Genomic DNA, 20,008 nt, shown 5'->3' on the forward strand with positions numbered 1-20,008 from the left:
GGCCTTGGCGATGCCCTGGCGCAGCGCCATGCGCTTGGCCTTGGCGACCATGTCCTCGAACGAATCGACGTCCTTGGTGTGGACGGCATGCGTGCCCCACAGCAGGCCCATGCGGCGTGCGGTCTCGACCTTGGGGGTCAGCACCAGGATCGGCACCGAGGGTCGCTCGCGTGCGATGCGGCGCGCGGTGGAGCCGGACATGGTGAAGCAGATGATCGCCGTCGCCGACACCGTCGCCGCGATCGACTTGGCCGCCTCGGCCAGCGCGTCGGCGGTGGTCGGATCGGGCCGGGTCACCGTGAAGTGCACGCGGTCGCCATGCGCCGGGTCGCGCTCCACCGCATCGGCGATGGCGTCCATCATCGTCACCGATTCGATCGGCCACTGGCCCGCCGCGCTCTCCGCCGAGAGCATGATCGCATCGGCGCCGTCATACACCGCGGTCGCCACGTCCGAGACTTCGGCGCGGGTCGGGGAGGGTGAGGTGATCATCGATTCGAGCATCTGAGTCGCGACGATCACGGGGCGGCCCATGCGGCGCGCGGTCTCGACGATGCGCTTCTGCATCGGCGGCACGGTCTGCGGCGGCAGCTCGACGCCCAGGTCGCCGCGCGCCACCATCACGCCGTCGCACGACTCGACAATCTCCTCCAGCCGGGTGACCGCGCTCGGTTTCTCGATCTTGGCGAGCAAAGCCGCGCCACCGCCGATCAACCGCCGCGCTTCGGCGAGATCCTCGGGCCGCTGGACGAACGACAGTGCGATCCAGTCGACCTTCTGCTCGACCGCGAAGGCGAGGTCGCTGCGGTCCTTCTCGGTCAGCGCCGCCAGCGGCAGGATCATGTCGGGCACGTTCAAGCCCTTCGAGTTCGACAGCACGCCGCCCACCTCGACGCGGGTCTCGATCCAGTCCATGCCGTAACGCGTCACGCGCAGCACCATCTTGCCGTCGTCGAGCAGCAGGCGCGCGCCCTCGGTCACCGCCTCGAAGATCTCGCGGTGCGGCAACTCGACGCGCGTCTCGTCGCCCGGGGTCTTGTCGCGGTCGAGCCGGAAGGTCGCGCCGGTCTCGAGCGTCACCCTGCCCTCGGCGAACTTGCCGACGCGCAGCTTCGGACCCTGCAGATCGGCGAGGATCGTCGTCGGGCGCCCGGTGCTCTTCTCGAGCGCGCGGATCGCCTCGATCACCGGGATCTTCGACTCCTGGTCGCCATGGCTCATGTTGATGCGGAAGGCGTCAGCGCCCGCGGCGTGGAGCGCGGCGATCATCTCGGGCGAGTTGCTCGCCGGGCCGAGCGTCGCAAGCACGCGCACCTTTCGCGACCGCGGGTGCATTGCCTTCGTCATCGCCGATATCTCCAAGCTTGTGCGCGCCGTTCCCTAACGGCAAATGCCGATGATACAACCGTGGAGGCGAACAATGACAACGCCAGACATCACTAGGCTGGACCGAATCGACGACCGCATCGCCGCCGAAGCCTTTCGCCGCCTCGTCCGCCATCTGCGCCACCGCACCGATGCCGAGAATATCGAGCTGATGGGTCTCGCCGGCTTCTGCCGCAATTGCCTCGCCGACTGGCTCGAGGAAGCGAGCCGCGGCCAGCTCGACAAGGAGGCCGCGCGCCAGGCGATCTACGGCATGCCCTATGCGCAGTGGAAGGCGCAGCACCAGGGCGAGGCGACGCCCGAGCAGATCGCCCGGATGAACGCCAGCATCGCTCGCAACAAGCGCGAGGCCGAGCTCGACGAAGCGCTCGACGAGAGTTTCCCGGCGAGTGACCCGCCCTCGATGACGGGTCCTCGCAGGTAAGGGAGGGGCCGGAGCCCTCCCGGTTCAGAAAATGTGTGCGAGCAGCGCGTCGTCCGGCGCGATGCCGAGCAGCACGAGGTCGGGCGCCGCATCGTCGGAAGGCGCGAAGTCCGTCCCCGCATCCGCAAGCGTAAGGGCCGCGGCTGCCCCGCCGCCTCCGCCCACCATCACGTCGCCCGCCGTCAGCTGCGCCTTGGCCACGCCAGTCAGCACAACCTGGTTGCCGCCGCCGAGATGGATGACGCTGTTGCCGCTGCCATCATCCTCGGTCGCCGCGAGCACTGCGTCGAAATTGGCGAAACCCAGCGCCGAGAGGTCGAGCTTGTCGATCCCGGTGCGGAAATCGGCGATTGTATCCGCGCCCGAACCGGTACCGAACACGAACGTGTCCGCCCCGCCATCGCCATAGAGCACGTCGTCCCCGCCCATGCCGTTGAGGCGGTCGTCGCCGCCGCCGCCCATCAGCCAGTTGGTCGACGCGCTGCCCGTCAGCTGGTTGTCGAGTTCGTTGCCCACGCCGTAGAAGGTCGTCCCGAACAGCGTCAGATTCTCCACATTGTCGTCGAGGATGTACATCTGGCCCGCCATGTCGGCGAACACCCAGTCGATCCCTTCGCCGGCATTCTCGAACACCTCGCCCGCGCGATCGACATAATAGTCATCGTTGCCGCTGCCGCCGCGCAGCACGTCGAGCCCGCTGCCCCCGTTCAGCGAGTCGGTGCCCGTACCGCCGAAGAGCTGGTCGTCACCACTGCCGCCCTCGAGCCTGTTGCCTACGTCGTCGCCACCATAGAGTATGTCGTCGCCGCCATAGCCGAGGATCCAGTCCGAGCCGCCGCCGCCATGGATCACATTGGCGCCATCGGTCGCCTCGATGCGCTGCCCGAACTCGTTGCCGGTGAAGTCGATCGGCAGGTCGTTGGGCGCGTGATTCACCGGGCGCAGGCTCATGTTCACGAACTCGATCGATTGGTCCGCCGCCAGCGTGTAGGAGACGCCCACGATCAGCGTGTCGCTGCCTTCGCCTTCGATCTCGGTCAGCTGCGCGCCCGCGTCGCTCACCCAATATTCGTCATTGCCGGTGCCGCCGATCATGATGTCGGCGCCTTCGCCACTCAGCAGCCGGTCATTGCCGTCGCCGCCGACCAGCGTATCGACGCCGCCGCCGCCGATCAGCGTGTCGTTGCCGGCGCCGCCCTCGAGCAGATTCTCGTGCTGCGTGCCGGTGATGACATTGTCGAGCCAGTTGCCGGTACCGCGCGTGGCGGCGCCGATCAGGGTCAGTCGTTCGACATTGGCGTCGAGCGCATAGTCGAAGCCGGCGACCACCGTGTCGATGCCTTCGTTCGCGCTCTCGAACACTTCGCCGGCGCGGTCGACATGATAAGTGTCGTCGCCGGACATGCCGAGCAGGATGTCGGCATCCGCGCCGCCCTGCAGCAGGTCGTTGCCGCCGCCGGCATAGATCACGTCGGCACCGTCGTCGCCATAGAGCGCATCGTCGCCATCGCCCGAGGTGATGCCGTCGTCGCCGCCCATGCCGTAAATGGTGTGGCCGGCACCCGCCGTGGCGATGATGTTGTTGCCCTGGTCGTTGCCGATCGCGAAGAAGCTGCCGGTGCCGGCATAGGTCAGCATCTCGACATGATCGCCCAGCCGCATGCTAGAGAGGTTGGAACGGACCTCGTCGCGGTTGCCGCCATTGGCTTGCTCGACCACCTGGTCGCCGGCATCGTCGACATAATAGATGTCGTCCTCGGTGCCGCCGGTCATCAGGTCCGCGCCGGTGCCGCCGTCGAGCACGTCCGCCCCGCCGTTTCCGGTCAGCGTGTCGTTGCCCCCGCCGCCGAGCAGCGTGTTCGCGACTTCGTTGCCGGTCAGCACGTCCCAATAGATCGAGCCGGTGAGGTTCTCGATGCCGGTCAACTGATCGCCTTCGCTCGAGGTCACCGTCTCGTTGAGCGCCGCCGAACCCAACGCCACAGTCACGCCCAGCGCCGCGCCTGCGAAGTCGACCGTGTCGATCCCTGCACCGCCATTGAGTATGTCGACGCCCGTGCCGCCGATCAGCGTGTCGTTGCCGTCGCCGCCCAGCAGCGTATCGTCCCCCGGGCCGGCATTCAGCACATCGTTGCCGGCACCACCGTCGAGCAGGTTTGCGACCGCGGACCCGGTCAGCACGTCGTCGAACGCCGATCCTTCGAGATTCTCGATCGAGCTGAAGCGGATGCGCGGCACGCCGTCGGTGAAGATCGCGCCCTGCATCAGGTTGGCGGTGACGCCCGCGGACGCATTGGCGAAGCTCGCCGTGTCGATCCCCGCGCCGCCGTTGAAGATGTCAAAGCCCTCGCCGGCGACGAAGCGGTCGTTGCCGTTGCCGCCCAGCATGCTCTCGTGGTCGGCCGTGCCGGTGAACACATCGTCATTGGCGGTGCCGTTGACGGTCGTGCGGATCGCGCCCGCCGACAGCATGTCCTCGCGGTAGTCGTCCAGGATCTCGACGACGCGCACCTGGGCCGTGCCGTTGCCGCCGTTGACGGCGATATAATAGGTGCCGCTGGTCGGCGCGAAGAAATGTTCGTCGCCCAGCTCGGGACGCGTCAGCTGATTGCCGGCCGCATCGTACGCGTTGAGACCGTAAAAGCCTCCTTCCCTGACGAGCCGATAGCTCTTGCCGCCGACCAGCTCGATCGCGAACCAGTCGGTGTCGGCCTGTGATTCGAAGGTGACCGTGCGGTCGATGCCGACCTGCATCGTGCCGGTGGTCGAGATATTGTTCGGCAGATCGTCGGCATAGCGGCTGACGGCGACAGTGTAGCCCCCGCCGGCGAGGTTGCCGTTGGCCGACAGATAATATTTGCCCGTCGTGGCAGCGGTATAGGAAAACAGCGCCATGTTGCCGATCAGGTTGACCGGCGTGCCGGCGAGCAGCTTGCCGTCGGGCCCGATCAGGTCGACCGTGGTCGAAAAATTTCCGCCCGTCTGCTGGAAGACGTAAGATTGGCCGGCGGTCAGCTCCACGCCGATCCAATCCGAGTCGGCCAGACCTTCCCAGATGCCATTGGTCCAGCTGCCCACGACCACCGTCCGTGTCGTATTGGCGTTATCGGGCACGTCGTTCGGTAGTGCGGTCGCGGTTACGGTATAGGCCGCGTTGCCGTTGTTGGTTCCGCCCTGCGCTGCGATATAATAGGTGCCGGCCGTCCTCGCCGAGAAGATGAGCGACGAAATGTCCGTAGCTGCCTCGAGCAGATTGCCCGATGCATCGTAGATTCGGATCGGCCCCGAAGAGACGCCGCTGCCCACGCCGACGTTGAACAGATAGCTCCCTTCGGACAGCGTGATGGTATGCCAGTCGACATCCTGGCTCGCTTCCCAGGTGCCCGTCGCAGGCGATCCGATGGCGAAGCTCCCGGCGGTCGCTGCCGTCTCGCCGCGATCATCGGCGACCGCGTTCAGCGAAACCGTATACGAGCTGGTCGACAGTGTGCTCAGATAGTAGGTCCCGGTGGTGGCAGCGGTGAAATGCAGGCTGGTCGAGCCGAATTCGACGAGTTTCCCGGTCGCGTCGGCGATATACATCTGATTCACGAAGCCGGTGGTCGACATGACATAGCTTTGTCCCGCGGTCAGCTCGACGCGGTGCCAATCCCGGTTGAAGGCGCTTGATTGGGAGATCGATGCCGTCTGGCCGACCGCGAGCGTCAGATTGGTCGTGATATCGGCGGGCGTCGCGTCGTTCATGTCGGTGACATTGACCGAGTATGGGCGTGCACCCTGGAAATCCGTCGCCGAAACCCAATAGTCGCCCGTGGTCGGCGCGACGACGTTGAGGAGATTCGAAAACTGGCCCGGCGCGGTGAACGGCGTTCCATCTGGCAGGAACAGCTTCAGCACGATGTTGGGGATATTGCTGACGTCGATTTGGTAGGTTTTCCCGGCTTCGAGCCGCACCCGCAGATAGTCCGAGTCCCCCCGATACTCGAACTGACCCGTACCCGTCGCAACCATATCTTCCCCCTCGAAACCACGCACGTCGCGTGGACGGACCTCGCGTGCTCAACCGCCTGGGCTGAAACCGGAATTCCCCCACGCCAAAGCTTAGTCGCGATTGTGACGGCGACAAGTCTTTAGCATGATATTCATCGTCGCACGCGCCCGGTTGTCCCGGTCTCCGCGCTCACGCCGGCGCCGACGCCGGATCGCGTACCTCGACACCAAGTTCGCGCAGCTCCGCCAGCGTCGTGTCGACATCGCGGTGATGCACGAACGTCCCGCCGGCTTCCTCCCATAGATGCCGGTGCTTGAGCGTGTCGTCGACCAGCACGTCGCCGGCATTGGCGTGACGGCGCTTGTCGCGCGCCATGCAGGTGATGATGCGCGTGCCGGGGAAATGCGCGGCCGCCCAGCGCACCTTCTGGGCCTCGGCCCAGCCGCCCATCGGGCAGCCGGTGAGGATCACCGGATCGAGATGCGCCACCGCGTCGAACAACCGCTGTGCGCCAGGCATCAGGGGCAGCGTGCCGTAGAAGTCGGGCGCCCTCGCCAGCCGCTTCCAGAAGGCGGGCAGCCCGTGGCGCTTCTCGAACACACGCGGCGGCGCGCCGAGCACGGCCTGCGCCCCGCGGTCGAAATCGGCGAGCACGCCGTCGCAGTCGAGGAACAGCTGCATCTAGACGATCGCCGGGATCAGGCGGATCGGCACGGGATCGTCGAGCGGGCGATAACCGCGTTCCGCGATCACCTCGTTGCTGTCGATCGGCTCGCGGCCGCGCGCGCGATCGAGCGACCAGGTGATGTGGTAGGTGCTGCCGTCGGGCCGGTCGATGGTGCCGTCGATCGCCACCACCAGCGCCTGCAACCCTTCGCCGTCGTTGATCCCGCCGACGATCTCGCCCTGCGTTGCGGTCGGCAACGGCGTGTCGTCGCGCGCACGTGCATCGAGCGTGACGTGGTGGGCGATGACGTCCGGCCATTCGGGCGGGAAACGTTCGAGCAGCGTCTCGCGTTCGCCCGGGTCGAGCAGCCAGCCGGTCACCGCCATGCGTCAGCGATCCAGCGGCGCCGCGTGATCGGCGTCCGATGTTTCGCCGCGCTCGCGATCGTCGGGGGAGGGATCCTCGCCCCGCTCGGACGCGTTGCCCGCGATCTTGGCATCCTCGCCCGGTTGGGGCAGCGGCGCGCGGTGGCCGGCCTCCGCCTCATGTTCCTTGAGCGTGGGATCGTGCAGGTTGTTGTTGGACTTACCCTGGCCGCTATTGTCGCGCATGGTTCGGCTCCTCTCGCAACCTCAACGCGCGAGCCGGCGGAAGGTGTCAGTCCTCCACGGGCGCGAGCGGCGCCTTGGGATCGCCGGTCCAGCGCACCAATGTCAGGTCCGCGGTCTGCGCGCCTTTGCCGCCCCCGTTGCGCGCGAGGTAGAAGCGCCCGCCGCCGACCGGCTGCAGCCCCACATCGGCCTTCTGGTTCCACCCGCGAATGCCGCTTGCCGGATCCCTGAGCCCATCCTCGGCCAGCGCGAGCAGCGCGCCCTGTTCCCAGCCCTTGCCGCCCGCGCCGGGCACGCCGACCAGGTCGCCGCGCACCGGCCGGGTCTTCGCCTCGACCGCAAACAGCAGATAGTTGGGGAAGGCCGTCTTCTTGCCCTGGTACACGCCCATCAGCCAGCGCTGCGACGCCGCGTCATAGGCGAGGTTCTGCACGCCATAGGTCGTGTTGCCGGTGCGCACGAAATATTTGCCGTTCACCGCCGCCGGACCGCCGCGGTGCGGCGCCGTCTCGACCAGCGGGCGCGCGAGCTTGGCCCAGTCGCTGACGTCGTATTGCAGCAGCACCTGATGGTCGTTGTCGGTCCGCGTAGTGTTGCCATAGATGCCGTAGGCGACGGTGAGCAGCTGCGGCCCGTCGCTGCGCCCGAACGCAGTGCCGAACGCCACCCCGTCGATTCCCGAGCAGCCGTAGCGGTGATCGGGCGAGGCGGCGGCATCGTCGCGGAACTTGCCGTCGTCGCCATCGAAGCGGCCGTCGCCATTGACGTCGGCGGCATAGTCCTTCGCGACCTCGGGCAGATAGACGGTGCGCAGCACGTCGCTCGCGCCGGCGTCGATCCCCACGCGGTCGATCTTCGCGACGTCGATCACCGCGATGTAGAAGGCCTTGTCCTTCTTGTACTCGAGCGAGCCGTAGACCTTGCCGTCGGCGCTGTTGAAATCGAGGTCGCCGAGATGTCCGGTCCAGCCGGTCAGCGTGCCGATCAGCTTGCCGCTGAAGTCGTATTTCACGAGCAGGTTGGTGAACGAGTAATAGATGTACCCGCGATGCATATCGACCGCGATGCCCTGGACATGGCCCGAAGCCCAGGTCCCGCCATTCTGGGTCAGCGGCAGCGTCGGGGGAGGGGCGTGCTGCCCCTCCACCCCCGGGGCAGCGCCGAGCAGCAGGAGCAGCAGCGCCGGCGCCTTCACGCGAACACCCTCCGCCCACGCTGGACCTGCATGCGGTGCGTGCCCGCGAGCTTGGTCGAGCGTTCCTTGATCGTATCGAGGAACAGCCACTCGCCGGTCACGCGCTGCGGGGTGACCTCGACCATCAGATAGCCGCGACGGCTGGTGTCGGCCCATTTGAGCTCGGGATTGGCCGCCATGAAGCCTTGTGCCACGATCCGGGGATCGGCCGCCATGCCGCCTTCCATCCCGCCCGAGGTGACCGCCTGTCCGGCGAACTCGACGCCCGCGGGCTCGCCGTCCTCGGCGAGCGCATAGGCCCAGGCATTATGGCTGTCGCCCGACAGCATCACCAGGTCGGCGTCGGCGCGCTGCGCCGCGCGCAGCAGCCGCGAGCGCGCCGACGGATAGCCGTCCCAGCGGTCCATCCACATCGGCACGCCGTGCTTCGCCGCGCGGATATGGTTGCGGAACTTGGCGACGGTGCCCGCGCTCGCATCGGGCTTGAGCCAGTCGGCCGCCGCCGCCGGCATCACGGTCCGCCCGAGGATCGTGCCCATGCCGACCAGCTGCCACGCGGTGGTCCGCGCATTGGCCTTGAACGCATGCGCCAGCCAGATCTCCTGCGTCGTGCCCAGCATCGTCGCCGACGGATCCTGCCACTCGCCGTCGCGGAACGCGGTCAGCGCGGCATCGGGGTTCGCGGCCTTGAACGCCGCATTGAGATCGGCCGGCCTGGTCCGCGCGAGCAGGCGCGATTCGGTGCGGTAGAGCGTCGCCAGCGTCCCGATCGGATAGGCCTTCCACGGCTCGTCCGACACCGGCAGCCACTCGCGATAAGCCTGCATGGCGGCGGCTTTCCGCACGTTCCACTCGCCTTCCCGGGCCGGCTGGTGGTTCTGCGCGCCGGACTCGTAGCTGTCGTTGGTCGATTCATGATCGTCCCACAGCGCGAGCATCGGCGCCATCTGGTGCAGCTTCTGCAGGTCCGGATCGGCGCGGTAGCAGGCGAAGCGCAGGCGATAGTCGGCCAGCGCGACCATCTCGTGGTCGGGCAGCAGCGGCAGCCGTTCCGCGATCCGCTTCCCTTCGTACGAGGCGTTGCCATATTCGTAGACATAGTCGCCGACGTGCAGCCACAGGTCGAGATCGTCGCGCGCCGCGGCATGGGCATAGGCGTTGAACCAGCCATTGGGCAGGTTGGAGCAGGAGAAGACGCCGAGCCCGAAGCGCGCGGCATCGTCGCCGGGCAGCGTTTTGGTCCGCCCGACCGGCGACTTGCTGCCGTCCGGCGCGACGAAGCGGTACCAATAGACCGTGCCCGGCGCGAGCCCGTCGACGGTGACCTTCGCGGTCCAGTCGCGGAACGCGCCGGTGCGTACCGTGCCGCCCGATACCTTGCGCGTGAATTCGCGGTCGAGCGCGATCTCGGCATCGAGCCGCACGATGCTCTCGCCGTCCGCGGGGACGTAGCGAGTCCACAGCAGCATCGAATCCTGCCCGGGCTCGCCGCTCGCCACATTGTGCGTGAAGCCGCGCGCGCCGCCCAGCTCCGCCGCCAGCCCGCGCCCGGCGGGCAGCAGCAGCGCGCCGAGGCCGAGGCCGCCGCCAAGAACCAGCTGCCGGCGATCGATGTTCAGGACCATGTCGTTACTCCGAAATCACGCTTTTGCCGCGGGGGAGGTCAGAAGCTGCCCTTGATCCCGAGATTCCACATCGATCCGTAGATGCTGTACTGCTGCACGCGGCTGCGCACGTTCGAATAGACGATGTCGGGCGCGTTGAAGATGTTGCGGCCGGCCAGCATCACCTCGAAATTCTTGTTGATCTTGTAGCTCGCGCTGACGTTCCACAGCTCGCGCGCGGCGCGATAGAGGATGCCGTTGTTGGCGGTGGTCGGCGTATTGCCGAGCGCGCTGGTGCGATAGCTCGACTGCCAGTTGCCGGTCAGCTGGAAGTCGAAGCCGCTGCGGCTGTAGCGCACGCCCCAGTTCGCCGCCCGCTCGGGCAGGTTCTGGCGCTCGCCGTCCGGGTCGACCAGCGTGAACGACCCGCGCAGGCCGAAACCCTTGAGCGCGCCCGGCAGGAAGGTCAGCTGCTGGTCATATTCCAGCGTCAGGCCGTTGTTGGTGCTGGTGCCCGGCGCGTTCTGCGCGCTGCGGAAGGTGTAGCCGAGATAGTCGTTCGGATCGAAGCCGACATCCTCCGGGTTCACCTCGATCCCGGTGATCTGCATGTCCTTGATGTCGAGCTTGAAGCCCGACACCGCGATGATCCCCGACGGCTCGAGGAAATACTGCAGCCGCGCGTAATATTTGGTCGAATGCTCGGGCTTGAGCAGCGGGTTGGGCACCGACACGATCATCGTGGTGTCGTTGACCGAGACGACGCCGCCGAGATTGCCGTAGTCGGGACGCAGGATCGAGTCGCTGAAGGCGATCTGGCCGACCAGCTTGTCGGTGAAGTCGTACTTGATCCCGCCGCTCAGGAACCAGTCGTCATACTCGCCGTGGCGGGTCGAATAGGTGCCGCCGTTATACTGGTAGAGCAGGCCCTCGACCGTGTTGAGCGAATAGCCGGCATCGGCGACCTCGTCCGCGGTGCGGATGTTCGCCACGCGCGCCGCGGTCTTGGTCTTCTCGTAGCGCAGGCCGAGGTCGAACGCAGCCCGCCCGGCGCGCGCCTGCACCTCGAAATAGCCGGCGTAGATGTCTTCCTTGACGCGCTTGTCGTTGTCGAGGTCGCGCTTCAGATTGCCCAGCGTGTCCGGCACGAAATATTCGGGGTGCTCGCGATAGATGTCGTACATTGCGTAGTTGCTGTCGGCGCGCCAGCCCTGCGCATTCATGTTGCCGGCGTCGAAGCCATGGATCTGGAACTGGTAGAATTGCGTCCAGGGGATCACCGCCTCGGGCGCCTTCTGGGTCAGGTCGCCGGTCGGGCCGACATATTGGAACTGGTCGTACGAGCCCTCGTTGGTGCGCCAGTCATTGGTGCGCACCAGCCCGCCCGCCATCAGCGTGACCGGCACCTCGCCCAGCTCGAACTTCTTCTTGAGGTCGAGATTGACGCCGTACATCTCGTTGACCGCGTCGGATTCGGCGGTGCGGATGTTGTTGCCGATATCGTCGTCACGATTGAAGCTGCGCGGGTCGTCCCACGGCCGGCCCGCGGTCTGAGTCAGCGTCCAGGCGTTGGAGTCCTCCGACGCGCGGTCGAGCGTGAAGCCGATCCGCGTCAGGTAGCTGTCGGTTCGCTGGAAGAAGCCCTTGCTGTTGTCGCGGAAGTTGAACTCGGAGCTCGAATAGCTCCCGCGCAGCGTCGCCTCGAACGTGTCGCCGCGATATTCCAGCTTGGGGGCGACGAGATAGGCGGGCGTGCCGGCATAGCGGTGCGAATATTGCGTGTGCAGGCGGGTGTTGGTGCCGTTCGGATTGACCACGATGTGGGTCGGGGTCGAGTCCGCGGTCGCGCGGGACACCGTCGTCGTGCCGAAGATCAGGTAGGTATACTGGTTGAAATACTCGACGTCATAGAAGGAATAGGTGCTGCGCAGCGAGAAGGCGAGCTTGTCGCTGAACTTGTAGTCGAGCGCGAGGTTAGCGGCGGTGCGGCTGGTGAACTTGGGGCCCGGGCGCCACATCACCTGGTACGGCATCACCCGTCCGTCGGGCAAATAGGACCAGTCGGTCTGGATGCGGTCCTGCTGGACGTAGTTGGCGTTGTAGCTCGCATTGAACGCGATGCCGAGCCGCCCGCCGAGCAGCACGTCGTTATAACCGATCTGCGCCGAGGGGTAGATGCGCGGATGCTTGCGGTCGTCGGGGAAATAGGCCGCGGTGAACGCGGAATCGGAAGTGCCGACGCCGCCGACCTGGAAGCGCAGCTGGCGGCCCTTGCGCTGGAAGGCGTATTTGCTGCGCAGGTTGATGCTGCCACCCGGTGAATCCGCATCCATGCTCGCGGTCAGCGTGTTGTTGAGCTCGATCGATTCGATGCCGGTGATCGACATCTGCTCGAACGAGTTCTGGCGGCCATTGTTGTTGTTCGAGGTCGCCGTCGCCATGCGCGCGCCGTCGGTGGTGAAGGTCGAGTATTTGGGGTCGAGCCCGCCGATGCGCACCGCGGTCGCGTCGACCTCGGTATAGTCGAGCGACAGGCCCGGCATGTTCTTCATGAACTCGCCGACATCGCCCATGGTAAGGCCGCCATAATTGTCGGCGGCGACCACGGTCTTGGCGTTGGGGGCGGCGCGGCGCTCCATGATCGCGGCGGCCTGGCCGTCGCGCGCCGCGGTGATCGTCACCGACTCGATCTCGTCGTTCGCGGCGAAGGACTGCGCGTTGAGGTCGATGTTGAGCGTCGCCACCTCGCCCGCGGCGACGGTCGCGGTCGTGCGCACTTCCTGCAGGCCGGCGTAGCGCACCACCAAGGTCACCTGGCCGGCGGGGAGCCCCGCAAGGCGGAAATTACCGCCCTCGTCCGAATAGACCACCATCGTCGTGCCCTCGACGCGGATCTCGGCGTTGCGCACATATTCGCCGGTCGCGGTGTTGAGTACGCGCCCTGCCAGCGTGCCCTGGCCGATCGCGCGGCCCGACTGCGGCGAGGCCGACGCGCGGGTCGAGCGCAGCGTCACGATCTGGCCGTCGTCGCTGGCGATCTGCAGCGGCGTTCCCGCGATCAACCGGCGCAGCGCCGCACGCACGTCGAAGCGTCCCTTGATCGCGGGGGTGCGCACGTCCTCCAGGTCGCGCGCCGAGGCGACGATCTGGATGTGCGCCTGGCGCGCGAATTCCGGGATCGCCTTGATCGCGGGCTGAGCCGGAAGGTCGAACGCGCGGTTCTGCGCGTGCGCCGGCGCCGCGGCGGCCAGCGCGATGACGGCCGTGCCGGACAGGATCGAAGTGCGGAAATACATGTTTGGCCCCTTTGCTCGCGGCAAGCGCCGCCCCGTTCGGAGCCTGAGAGTCCCGGCGCGGCGATTACCGCCCTTGGGTCCGCAAAAATTTGTTGGGATGTCGGTCCGACTAATCCTCCCCCTGGCGGGGGAGGGTTCAACGAGCGTCGATCGCCTATCGCGTCAGGATCACGGCGCCGTCGCGCTGCTCGACTTTGGCGTCGAACACGCTGGCCACCGCGCGGCCGAAACCCGCCGGGTCGCTCGCCGCGAACAGCCCGGTGACCGGCTCGCCCGCCAGCGCGGGGTCGCGGATCTCGATCCGCGTGCGGCTGTAGCGCGCGAATTCCGCCGCCGCCTGGTCGAGCCGATCGCCTTCGAACGCGATCTTGCCCTCACGCCACGCCAGCGCGCGCGACACATGGTCGGTGGAGATCGTCTCCGGAACGGGAAGGGGGGTGCCCGCCGCGTCGGGCAGCACCAGCCGCGTGTTGGCGCGCAGCAGCACCGCATCCGCCGTCCCCGCCTCGCCCAGCCACACGCCGCCCTGGTCGACCAGGATGTCGACCGGCTTGCCCTCGAGCTTGCGCACGCGGAACGTCCCACGCGCGGCGCGCAGCGGCTTGCCGGGCAGGTCGACCACGAACGGGCGCCGCTGGTCGGGCACCACCGTGAAATAGGCCTCGCCATAGAGCAGCTCGACGCGGCGGACCGTGTCGCCATAGCGTACGCGCATGCCGCTCTGCGTGTTGAGCATCACCGTCGACCCGTCGTCGAGCGTGACCAGCCGCACCTCGCCCAGGCCCGTGGTGATCGCCGCAGCTGGCTGAGTGGTGATCGCCAGCACGCCGAGCGACGCCGCCGCGAGCCCGCCGACACCGGTCCAGGCGAGCATCCGCCGCCGCGAGACCCCGGGCGGCGGGGGCGCGGCGGGGGGCGCGAACGGAGTCGGCTCGAACTGCGGTGCCAATGCCCCGGCGGACTCGCTCAGCAGCGACAGCGCATCGGCGCGCAGCATCGCCCCGCGACGCCGCGGGTCGCCCGCCAGCCACGCCTCGAGCGCTTGTGCTTCCTCGTTCGTCAGCGGCCCGCGATCGAGCCGCGCAATCCAGTCGGCAGCGGTCGCGTCAATGTACCGACTGGATTCGCGCTCGGTCATCTAGGGAAACAATCTCCGAATCTCTCACCCTAGAGGTATCTGCCAGAGCATTTCCGCCATGGCCAAACCAATCGATGAGAAAACGAAGCCCGCGGGAGATATGTTTTTCCACGGTATTCTCGGAAATCGCCATGCGCGTGGCGATCTCGCGCTGGGCGAGGCCGTCGACGCGGCGCAGGATGAACGCCTCCTGCGTGCGCTCGGGCATCGCGCCGATCGCCTCGGCCACGCGGCGCAGCTGGTCGCGGTCGATCGCGATATGCTCGGGCGAGGGCGCGTCGTCGGCGTGCTCGAAATCGGCCAGGTCGTCGATCGTGCGGATCGACACGACGCGCGCGCGGCGCACGTGCTTGGTGATCACCGACCGCACGACCTGGAACAGGTACGCGCGCGGGAAGCGGATGTCCTCGACGCTCTCGAGATCGGCGAGGATGGCATAGGCCTCCTGGATGATGTCGTCGATCTCGAGGCCGTGCGGCTGGCGGCGCGTCAGCCAGCCGCGCAGCGCCTGCTCGTGCGGCAGCACGTTGCGGAGGAACCACCGCGTCCGTTCCCGATCGATCGCGCGCATCACCTGTCCCCGCATGGCGCCGCCGCTCACGGTCCGCAGGGGAGCGCTAACGGCGAGTCGAGGGCCGGTTAGTCGGCGAATGTGACAGTGATTGTGCAGCGGGCCCGCGCTTGCGACGGCAGGAGCCGTGCGACCGGCGCGATTTCTTGGCCACCCTATAACCGCCGTCTATTGCCGTCCCATGCTTGCGGCATGGACACCGCTCGTGCGCGACGCCAGTTTTCGCGGCCAGGCCGGGGGCAGTGGGGGATTTGCCGATGTTCAACCGTCGTTGGTTCCTGCTAGGTTCGGCTGCCACATTGGCCGCGGTTCCGGCCGCCGGCGCACCGATACGGGTTCGTCCGATGACCGTTGCACGCAACCGGACCGTCGCCGGCCTCAACGCCCCCATCGAGATCGTCGACGACAGCTTCGGCATTCCGCACATCCGCGCGGCGACGATCCCCGACGCGTTCTTCGGGCAGGGCTATGTCGTCGCGCGCGACCGGCTGTTCCAGATCGACCTCGCCTATCGCCGCGATCTCGGCCGCCTCGCCGAGGCGTTCGGCCCGAAATTCGCCAGGCACGACGCGGTCGCACGCCTGTTCCGCTTCCGCGGCGACCTCGACGCCGAGCTGGCGCGCATCCCCGCCGACGTCCTCGCCTGCGCCCGCGCCTATGTCGCCGGGGTCAACGCGCGCATCGACGAGGTGACCGCCGACCCCGCCTTGCTCCCGCTCGAATACGGCATCCTCGGCATCGCCCCGCTCAAGTGGACCCTCGACGATCTGGTGCGCCAGCGCGAGGCGTCGGAGGGCAATACCGACGACAGCGTCCGCCGCGCGCAGCTCGCCGCGCTCGGCCTGCTCGATCTCGACGCAATCGTCGCGCCGTTGCGCCCCGCCTGGACGATGACCGTGCCCGAGGGGCTCGACGCCGCCGCGGTCACCGACGCCGATCTCGGCGTGCTGCGCATCGGCCGGCTGCCCTTTGGCGGGGAGCCGCCCGCAGCCGATCCCGCCGCGCCCGCGCCCCGCGTCTCCTCGCTCGATCACGCGACCTCCGCGGATCGCGGCAACGCCGGCAGCAACGCCTGGACGATCGCGCCGTCGCGCAGCGCCACCGGCCGTCCGATCCTCGCCAACGACCCCCATCTCGGCATCGGCGGGTTCAGCCCGCGCCACGTCGCGCACTTGACCGCGCCCGGCCTCGACGTGATCGGCGGCGGCTCGCCCGGCCTGCCTGGCATCATGCAAGGGCATACCGACCGCTTCGCTTTCGGCCGCACCAATTTCCATATCGACCAGAGCGACCTGTTCATCCTCGAGCTCCACCCCGAGGATCCCGAGCAGTACCGCCACGGTGGCGGCTGGAAGCGCTTCGAGACGGTCACCGAGACGATCCCGGTCAAGGACGGCGCGGCCGAGACGGTGACGCATCGCTACGCGGTGCAGGGCCCGGTGATCGCGCACGATCCCGCCCGCCGCCGCGCCAGCGTGCTCACCACCGTCGCGATGCAGCCGGGCGCCGCCGATTGCTTCGCGATGATCGCGATCAACCTGGCGAAGGACTGGGCGAGCCTGCGCAAGGCGTTCGCCTTCCACCCGTCGCCGACCAACTTCCACTATGCCGATGTCGATGGCCACACCGGCTGGCAGGTGATCGGCTTCGTGCCGGTGCGCAAGGCCGGCGACGGCCTGCTCCCGGTGCCCGGCGACGGCAGCCACGACTGGACCGGCATGCGCAATTTCAGCTCGCTGCCCAGCGAGTACAACCCGGCCAAGGGCTGGTTCGCCTCGGCCAACCAGAACAACCTGCCCGATAACTGGCCGCGCGACCGCATTCCCGCCTTCTCGTTCCGCGATCCCTATCGCTACGAACGCATCGCCGATGTGCTGAAGAAGCAGCGCAGGCACAGTATCGCCGACAGCATCGCGCTCCAGCACGACACGCTCTCCACCCCCGCGCGCCAGTTCCTCGCGCAGCTGCCCGCCAATCCCTCGGCCTCCGCCAGGCCCGCGGTCGATCTGCTGCGCGGCTGGGACGCCCGGCTCGACGCCGATAGCGCCCCCGCTGCCCTGTTCGAGATCGTCTGGCGCGACCTCGGCAAGCGCATGCTCGCGGCGATCGTGCCCGCGCAGGCGAAGAACCTCGTCACCGAGATCGCGCCCTCGATCCTGCTCGGCCTGCTCGCCAGGCCCGACGCCCGCCTCGGTGCCGATCCTCAAGGCGCGCGCGACGCGATCCTCGATGCCGCGCTCGCCGCTGGCTGGGTCTCGGCGCAGCAGCTGCTCGGCGCCGATCCCGCCGCGTGGCGCTGGGGCACGCTGCACCAGGTGCGCCTGCGCCATCCGCTCTCGGCGATCCCGGCCATCGCCAAGGCGTTCCCGGCGATCGAGGGGCAGGGTTCGGGCGGCGACGGCTACACCGTCATGGCGCGCTGGCTCGGCTCCGGCCCGGGCTGGAACGTCGGCGGCGGATCGAGTTACCAGCAGGTGATCGACGTCGGCGCGTGGGACAATTCGCGGATCCTGATCCTCCCCGGCCAGTCGATCGACCCGCGCTCGCCGCACTATCGCGACCAGTACGGTTCGTGGATCGCCGGCGACACGCTCCCCTTGCTCTACAGCGGCGCCGCGGTGGACAAGGCCGCAGCCGCGCGCACCATACTCAAACCGTCCTGAAGGGAAGGGGCCCATGCTCCGCCACATCGCCGCCTGCTTCCTGCTCGCCACGCCCGCCGCAGCGCAGGACGCGCCATTCGATCGCGCCCTTGCCGACTTCCGCAAGCTCCACCGCGCCGAGGTCGAGCGCGCCGACATCGCGGGCAGCAGCTTCTACCTTATCCGCAATGGCCGCACGGTCGCCGCCGAACATCTCGGCGAGCAGGACGCCGACGCGCATGTCCCGGTCGATGCGCAGACGATCTATCACTGGGCGTCGATCACCAAGACGATGACCGGCATCGCGATCATGCAGTTGCGCGATCGCGGGCTGCTGTCGCTCGACGATCCGATCGTGAAGTACGTCCCCGAGCTCGCCCGCGTCCACAATCCCCATGGCGACACCGGCGCGATCACGATCCGCCAGCTGATGAGCCACAGCGCCGGCTTCCGCAACGGCACCTGGCCGTGGCGCGACCAGGACTGGCAGCCGTTCGAGCCGCCGAGCTGGAAGCAGCTCGAGGCGATGCTCCCCTATACCGAGGTCCAGTTCAAGCCCGGCAGCCGCTTCAGCTATTCCAACCCCGGCATCGTCTATCTCGGCCAGGTGATCGAGCGCCTCTCGGGCGAGGATTACGAAGTCTATGTCGACAAGAACATCCTGCGCCCGCTCGGCATGCACGCCAGCTATTTCGACCGCACGCCGCCGCACCTGTTGAAGCACCGCTCGCACAGCTATCATATCCGCGGCGGCAAGCGCGTCGCCGCGCCGTTCGACGCCGACACGGGCGTGACCGTCTCCAACGGCGGCCTCAACGCCCCGCTGCCCGACATGGCGAAATACGTCGCCTTCCTGCTCGGCGACCCCGCGCGCCAGGCGGATTACGACCTCATCCTCAAACGCGCGTCGCTGGAGGCGATGTGGCGCCCCCAGCTCCCCGCCGGCGAGGATTTCAGCCAGGGCCGCATGGCGAGCACCACCCAGGTCGGCTTGAGCTTCTTCATCGACCGCATCGACGGCATCCGCGTCATCGGCCACAATGGCGACCAGAACGGCTTCCGCGCCTATCTTAGCCTCTGCCCGGAGCAGCATCTCGGTACGCTGCTCGCCTTCAACACCGAGACGCGCGGCGTGCGCAACGATCCCGGCAACCGCAACACCGCGGAATCGCGCGTGGCGCTGGCGACGGACGCGCTGTGCAAGGCGGCGCGATAGGGGAGGGGCCGAAGCCCCTCCCGGCTCAGAAAATGTAGGCGAGCAGCGCGTCGTCCGGCGCGATGCCGAGCAGCACGAGGTCGGGTGCCGCATCCTCGGCAGGCGCGAAGTCCGCCCCGGCCTCCGCGAGCGTGAACCCCGCTGCGGCGCCGCTGCCGGTGAGCATCACGTCGCCGCTGGTCAGCTGCGCCTTGGTCACCCCGGTCAGCGTCACGCGATTGCCGCCGCCCAGCTCGATGAAGCTGTTGCCGCTGCCGTCGTCCTGGGTCGCCGCGAGCACCGCGTCGAAATTGGCGAAGCCCAGCGCGGAGAGGTCGAGCTTGTCGATCCCCACCCGGAAATCGGCGATCCGGTCCACGCCCGACCCGGTACCGAACACGAAGGTGTCGGCCCCGCCATCGCCATAGAGCACATCGTCCCCGCCCATGCCGTTGAGCCGGTCGTCGCCATTGCCGCCCATCAGCCAGTTGGTCGACGCGCTGCCCGTCAGCACGTTCGCCGCGTCGTTGCCGACCGCGTAGAGAGTCGTGCCGACCAGCGTCAGGTTCTCCACATTCGCGTCGAGGAGGTACATCTGCCCGGCCATGTCGGCGAACACCGTGTCGGTACCTTGGCCCGCACTCTCCAGCACCTCGCCCGCGCGGTCGACATGATAGCTGTCGTCGCCGGTCATGCCGATCAGGAGATCGGCCCCGGCGCCGCCGGTCAGGCTGTCATTGCCCCCGCCAGCGAAGATCACGTCATTGCCGTCGTCGCCATGGAGCGTGTCGTTGCCGTCGCCGCTGGTGATGCCGTCGTCGCCGCCCCAGCCATGGATGGTGTGGCCGCTCCCCGCGGTGGCGACGATGTTGTTGCCTTGGTCGTTGCCGGCCCCGACGAAGCTGCCGGTGCCGATATAGGTCAGGATCTCGACATGGCTGCTGAGCTGCATGCTCGACAGCGCCGTGCGCACCTCGTCGCGATTGCCCTCGCCGGCCGCCTCGGCGACGATGTCGCTGGCGTCGTCGATAAAATAGACATCGTCGCCGGTCATGCCGAGCAGGATGTCGGTCCCGGCGCCGCCGGTCAGGCTGTCGTTGCCGCCGCCGGCATAGATCACGTCGGCACCGTCGTCGCCATAGAGCGTGTCGTTGCCGTCGCCGCTGGTGATGCCGTCGTCGCCACCCATGCCGTAAATGGTGTGGCCGGCACCCGCCGTGGCGATGATGTTGTTGCCCTGGTCGTTGCCGATCGCGAAGAAGCTGCCGGTGCCGGCATAGGTCAGCAT

The 20,008-nt window shown here is 67.8% G+C and carries 14 protein-coding genes; 3 read left to right on the forward strand and 11 right to left on the reverse strand.

What is annotated here, in order from left to right; genetic code table 11:
• A partial coding sequence (gene pyk / locus ABDV68_RS11065; protein WP_343519988.1) for a pyruvate kinase occupies window positions 1–1,347 on the reverse strand: 1,347 nt, incomplete at its 3' end.
• A gap of 73 nt (window positions 1,348–1,420) precedes the next feature.
• Here pyk and ABDV68_RS11070 point away from each other — a divergent pair.
• Window positions 1,421–1,810: a DUF1244 domain-containing protein gene (locus ABDV68_RS11070; protein WP_343519989.1), complete on the forward strand. Its 390-nt coding sequence runs from the start codon at window positions 1,421–1,423 to the stop codon at window positions 1,808–1,810.
• Between the two features lie 24 nt (window positions 1,811–1,834).
• Here the strand turns inward: ABDV68_RS11070 and ABDV68_RS11075 are convergent, their stop codons facing one another.
• From ABDV68_RS11075 to ABDV68_RS11115, 9 genes are all read right to left on the reverse strand, one after another.
• Window positions 1,835–5,821, reverse strand: coding sequence for a calcium-binding protein (locus ABDV68_RS11075; protein ID WP_343519990.1), 3,987 nt, complete (start codon window positions 5,819–5,821; stop codon window positions 1,835–1,837).
• A 169-nt stretch (window positions 5,822–5,990) separates the two neighbouring features.
• Complete coding sequence (locus ABDV68_RS11080) at window positions 5,991–6,482, reverse strand: hypothetical protein (RefSeq protein WP_343519991.1); 492 nt, start codon at window positions 6,480–6,482, stop codon at window positions 5,991–5,993.
• Window positions 6,483–6,854, reverse strand: a complete 372-nt coding sequence (locus ABDV68_RS11085) for a hypothetical protein (protein ID WP_343519992.1) — start codon at window positions 6,852–6,854, stop codon at window positions 6,483–6,485.
• A gap of 3 nt (window positions 6,855–6,857) precedes the next feature.
• Complete coding sequence (locus tag ABDV68_RS11090) at window positions 6,858–7,079, reverse strand: hypothetical protein (RefSeq protein ID WP_343519993.1); 222 nt, start codon at window positions 7,077–7,079, stop codon at window positions 6,858–6,860.
• A 46-nt stretch (window positions 7,080–7,125) separates the two neighbouring features.
• The gene (locus ABDV68_RS11095; RefSeq protein WP_343519994.1) at window positions 7,126–8,274 is read right to left on the reverse strand and encodes a hypothetical protein; all 1,149 of its coding nucleotides are present in this window, start codon (window positions 8,272–8,274) and stop codon (window positions 7,126–7,128) included.
• Window positions 8,271–9,899: an alkaline phosphatase D family protein gene (locus ABDV68_RS11100; protein ID WP_343519995.1), complete on the reverse strand. Its 1,629-nt coding sequence runs from the start codon at window positions 9,897–9,899 to the stop codon at window positions 8,271–8,273. Before ABDV68_RS11100 ends, ABDV68_RS11095 begins: the two co-directional genes overlap by 4 nt.
• A gap of 38 nt (window positions 9,900–9,937) precedes the next feature.
• A complete protein-coding gene (locus ABDV68_RS11105) occupies window positions 9,938–13,174 on the reverse strand; it encodes a TonB-dependent receptor (RefSeq protein WP_343519997.1) in 3,237 nt (1,078 codons plus the stop codon).
• A gap of 154 nt (window positions 13,175–13,328) precedes the next feature.
• A complete protein-coding gene (locus ABDV68_RS11110) occupies window positions 13,329–14,312 on the reverse strand; it encodes a FecR domain-containing protein (RefSeq protein WP_343519998.1) in 984 nt (327 codons plus the stop codon).
• Window positions 14,281–14,883 carry an RNA polymerase sigma factor gene (locus ABDV68_RS11115; RefSeq protein ID WP_343520000.1) on the reverse strand — a complete coding sequence of 201 codons (603 nt, stop codon included), beginning with the start codon at window positions 14,881–14,883 and terminating at the stop codon, window positions 14,281–14,283. The genes ABDV68_RS11110 and ABDV68_RS11115 overlap by 32 nt, the downstream gene beginning before the upstream one ends.
• 257 nt (window positions 14,884–15,140) lie before the next feature.
• Here ABDV68_RS11115 and ABDV68_RS11120 point away from each other — a divergent pair, with 257 nt between their 5' ends.
• Window positions 15,141–17,546, forward strand: a complete 2,406-nt coding sequence (locus ABDV68_RS11120; protein ID WP_343520001.1) for a penicillin acylase family protein — start codon at window positions 15,141–15,143, stop codon at window positions 17,544–17,546.
• A gap of 13 nt (window positions 17,547–17,559) precedes the next feature.
• Window positions 17,560–18,741, forward strand: coding sequence for a serine hydrolase domain-containing protein (locus ABDV68_RS11125; RefSeq protein ID WP_343520002.1), 1,182 nt, complete (start codon window positions 17,560–17,562; stop codon window positions 18,739–18,741).
• A 25-nt stretch (window positions 18,742–18,766) separates the two neighbouring features.
• Here the strand turns inward: ABDV68_RS11125 and ABDV68_RS11130 are convergent.
• Window positions 18,767–20,008, reverse strand: a 1,242-nt coding sequence (locus ABDV68_RS11130) for a calcium-binding protein (protein WP_343520003.1), incomplete at its 5' end; no start/stop codon positions are given.

It is taken from the genome of Sphingomonas sp. (assembly GCF_039595165.1).
In the GTDB taxonomy this organism is placed as follows: Bacteria; Pseudomonadota; Alphaproteobacteria; order Sphingomonadales; family Sphingomonadaceae; genus Sphingomonas.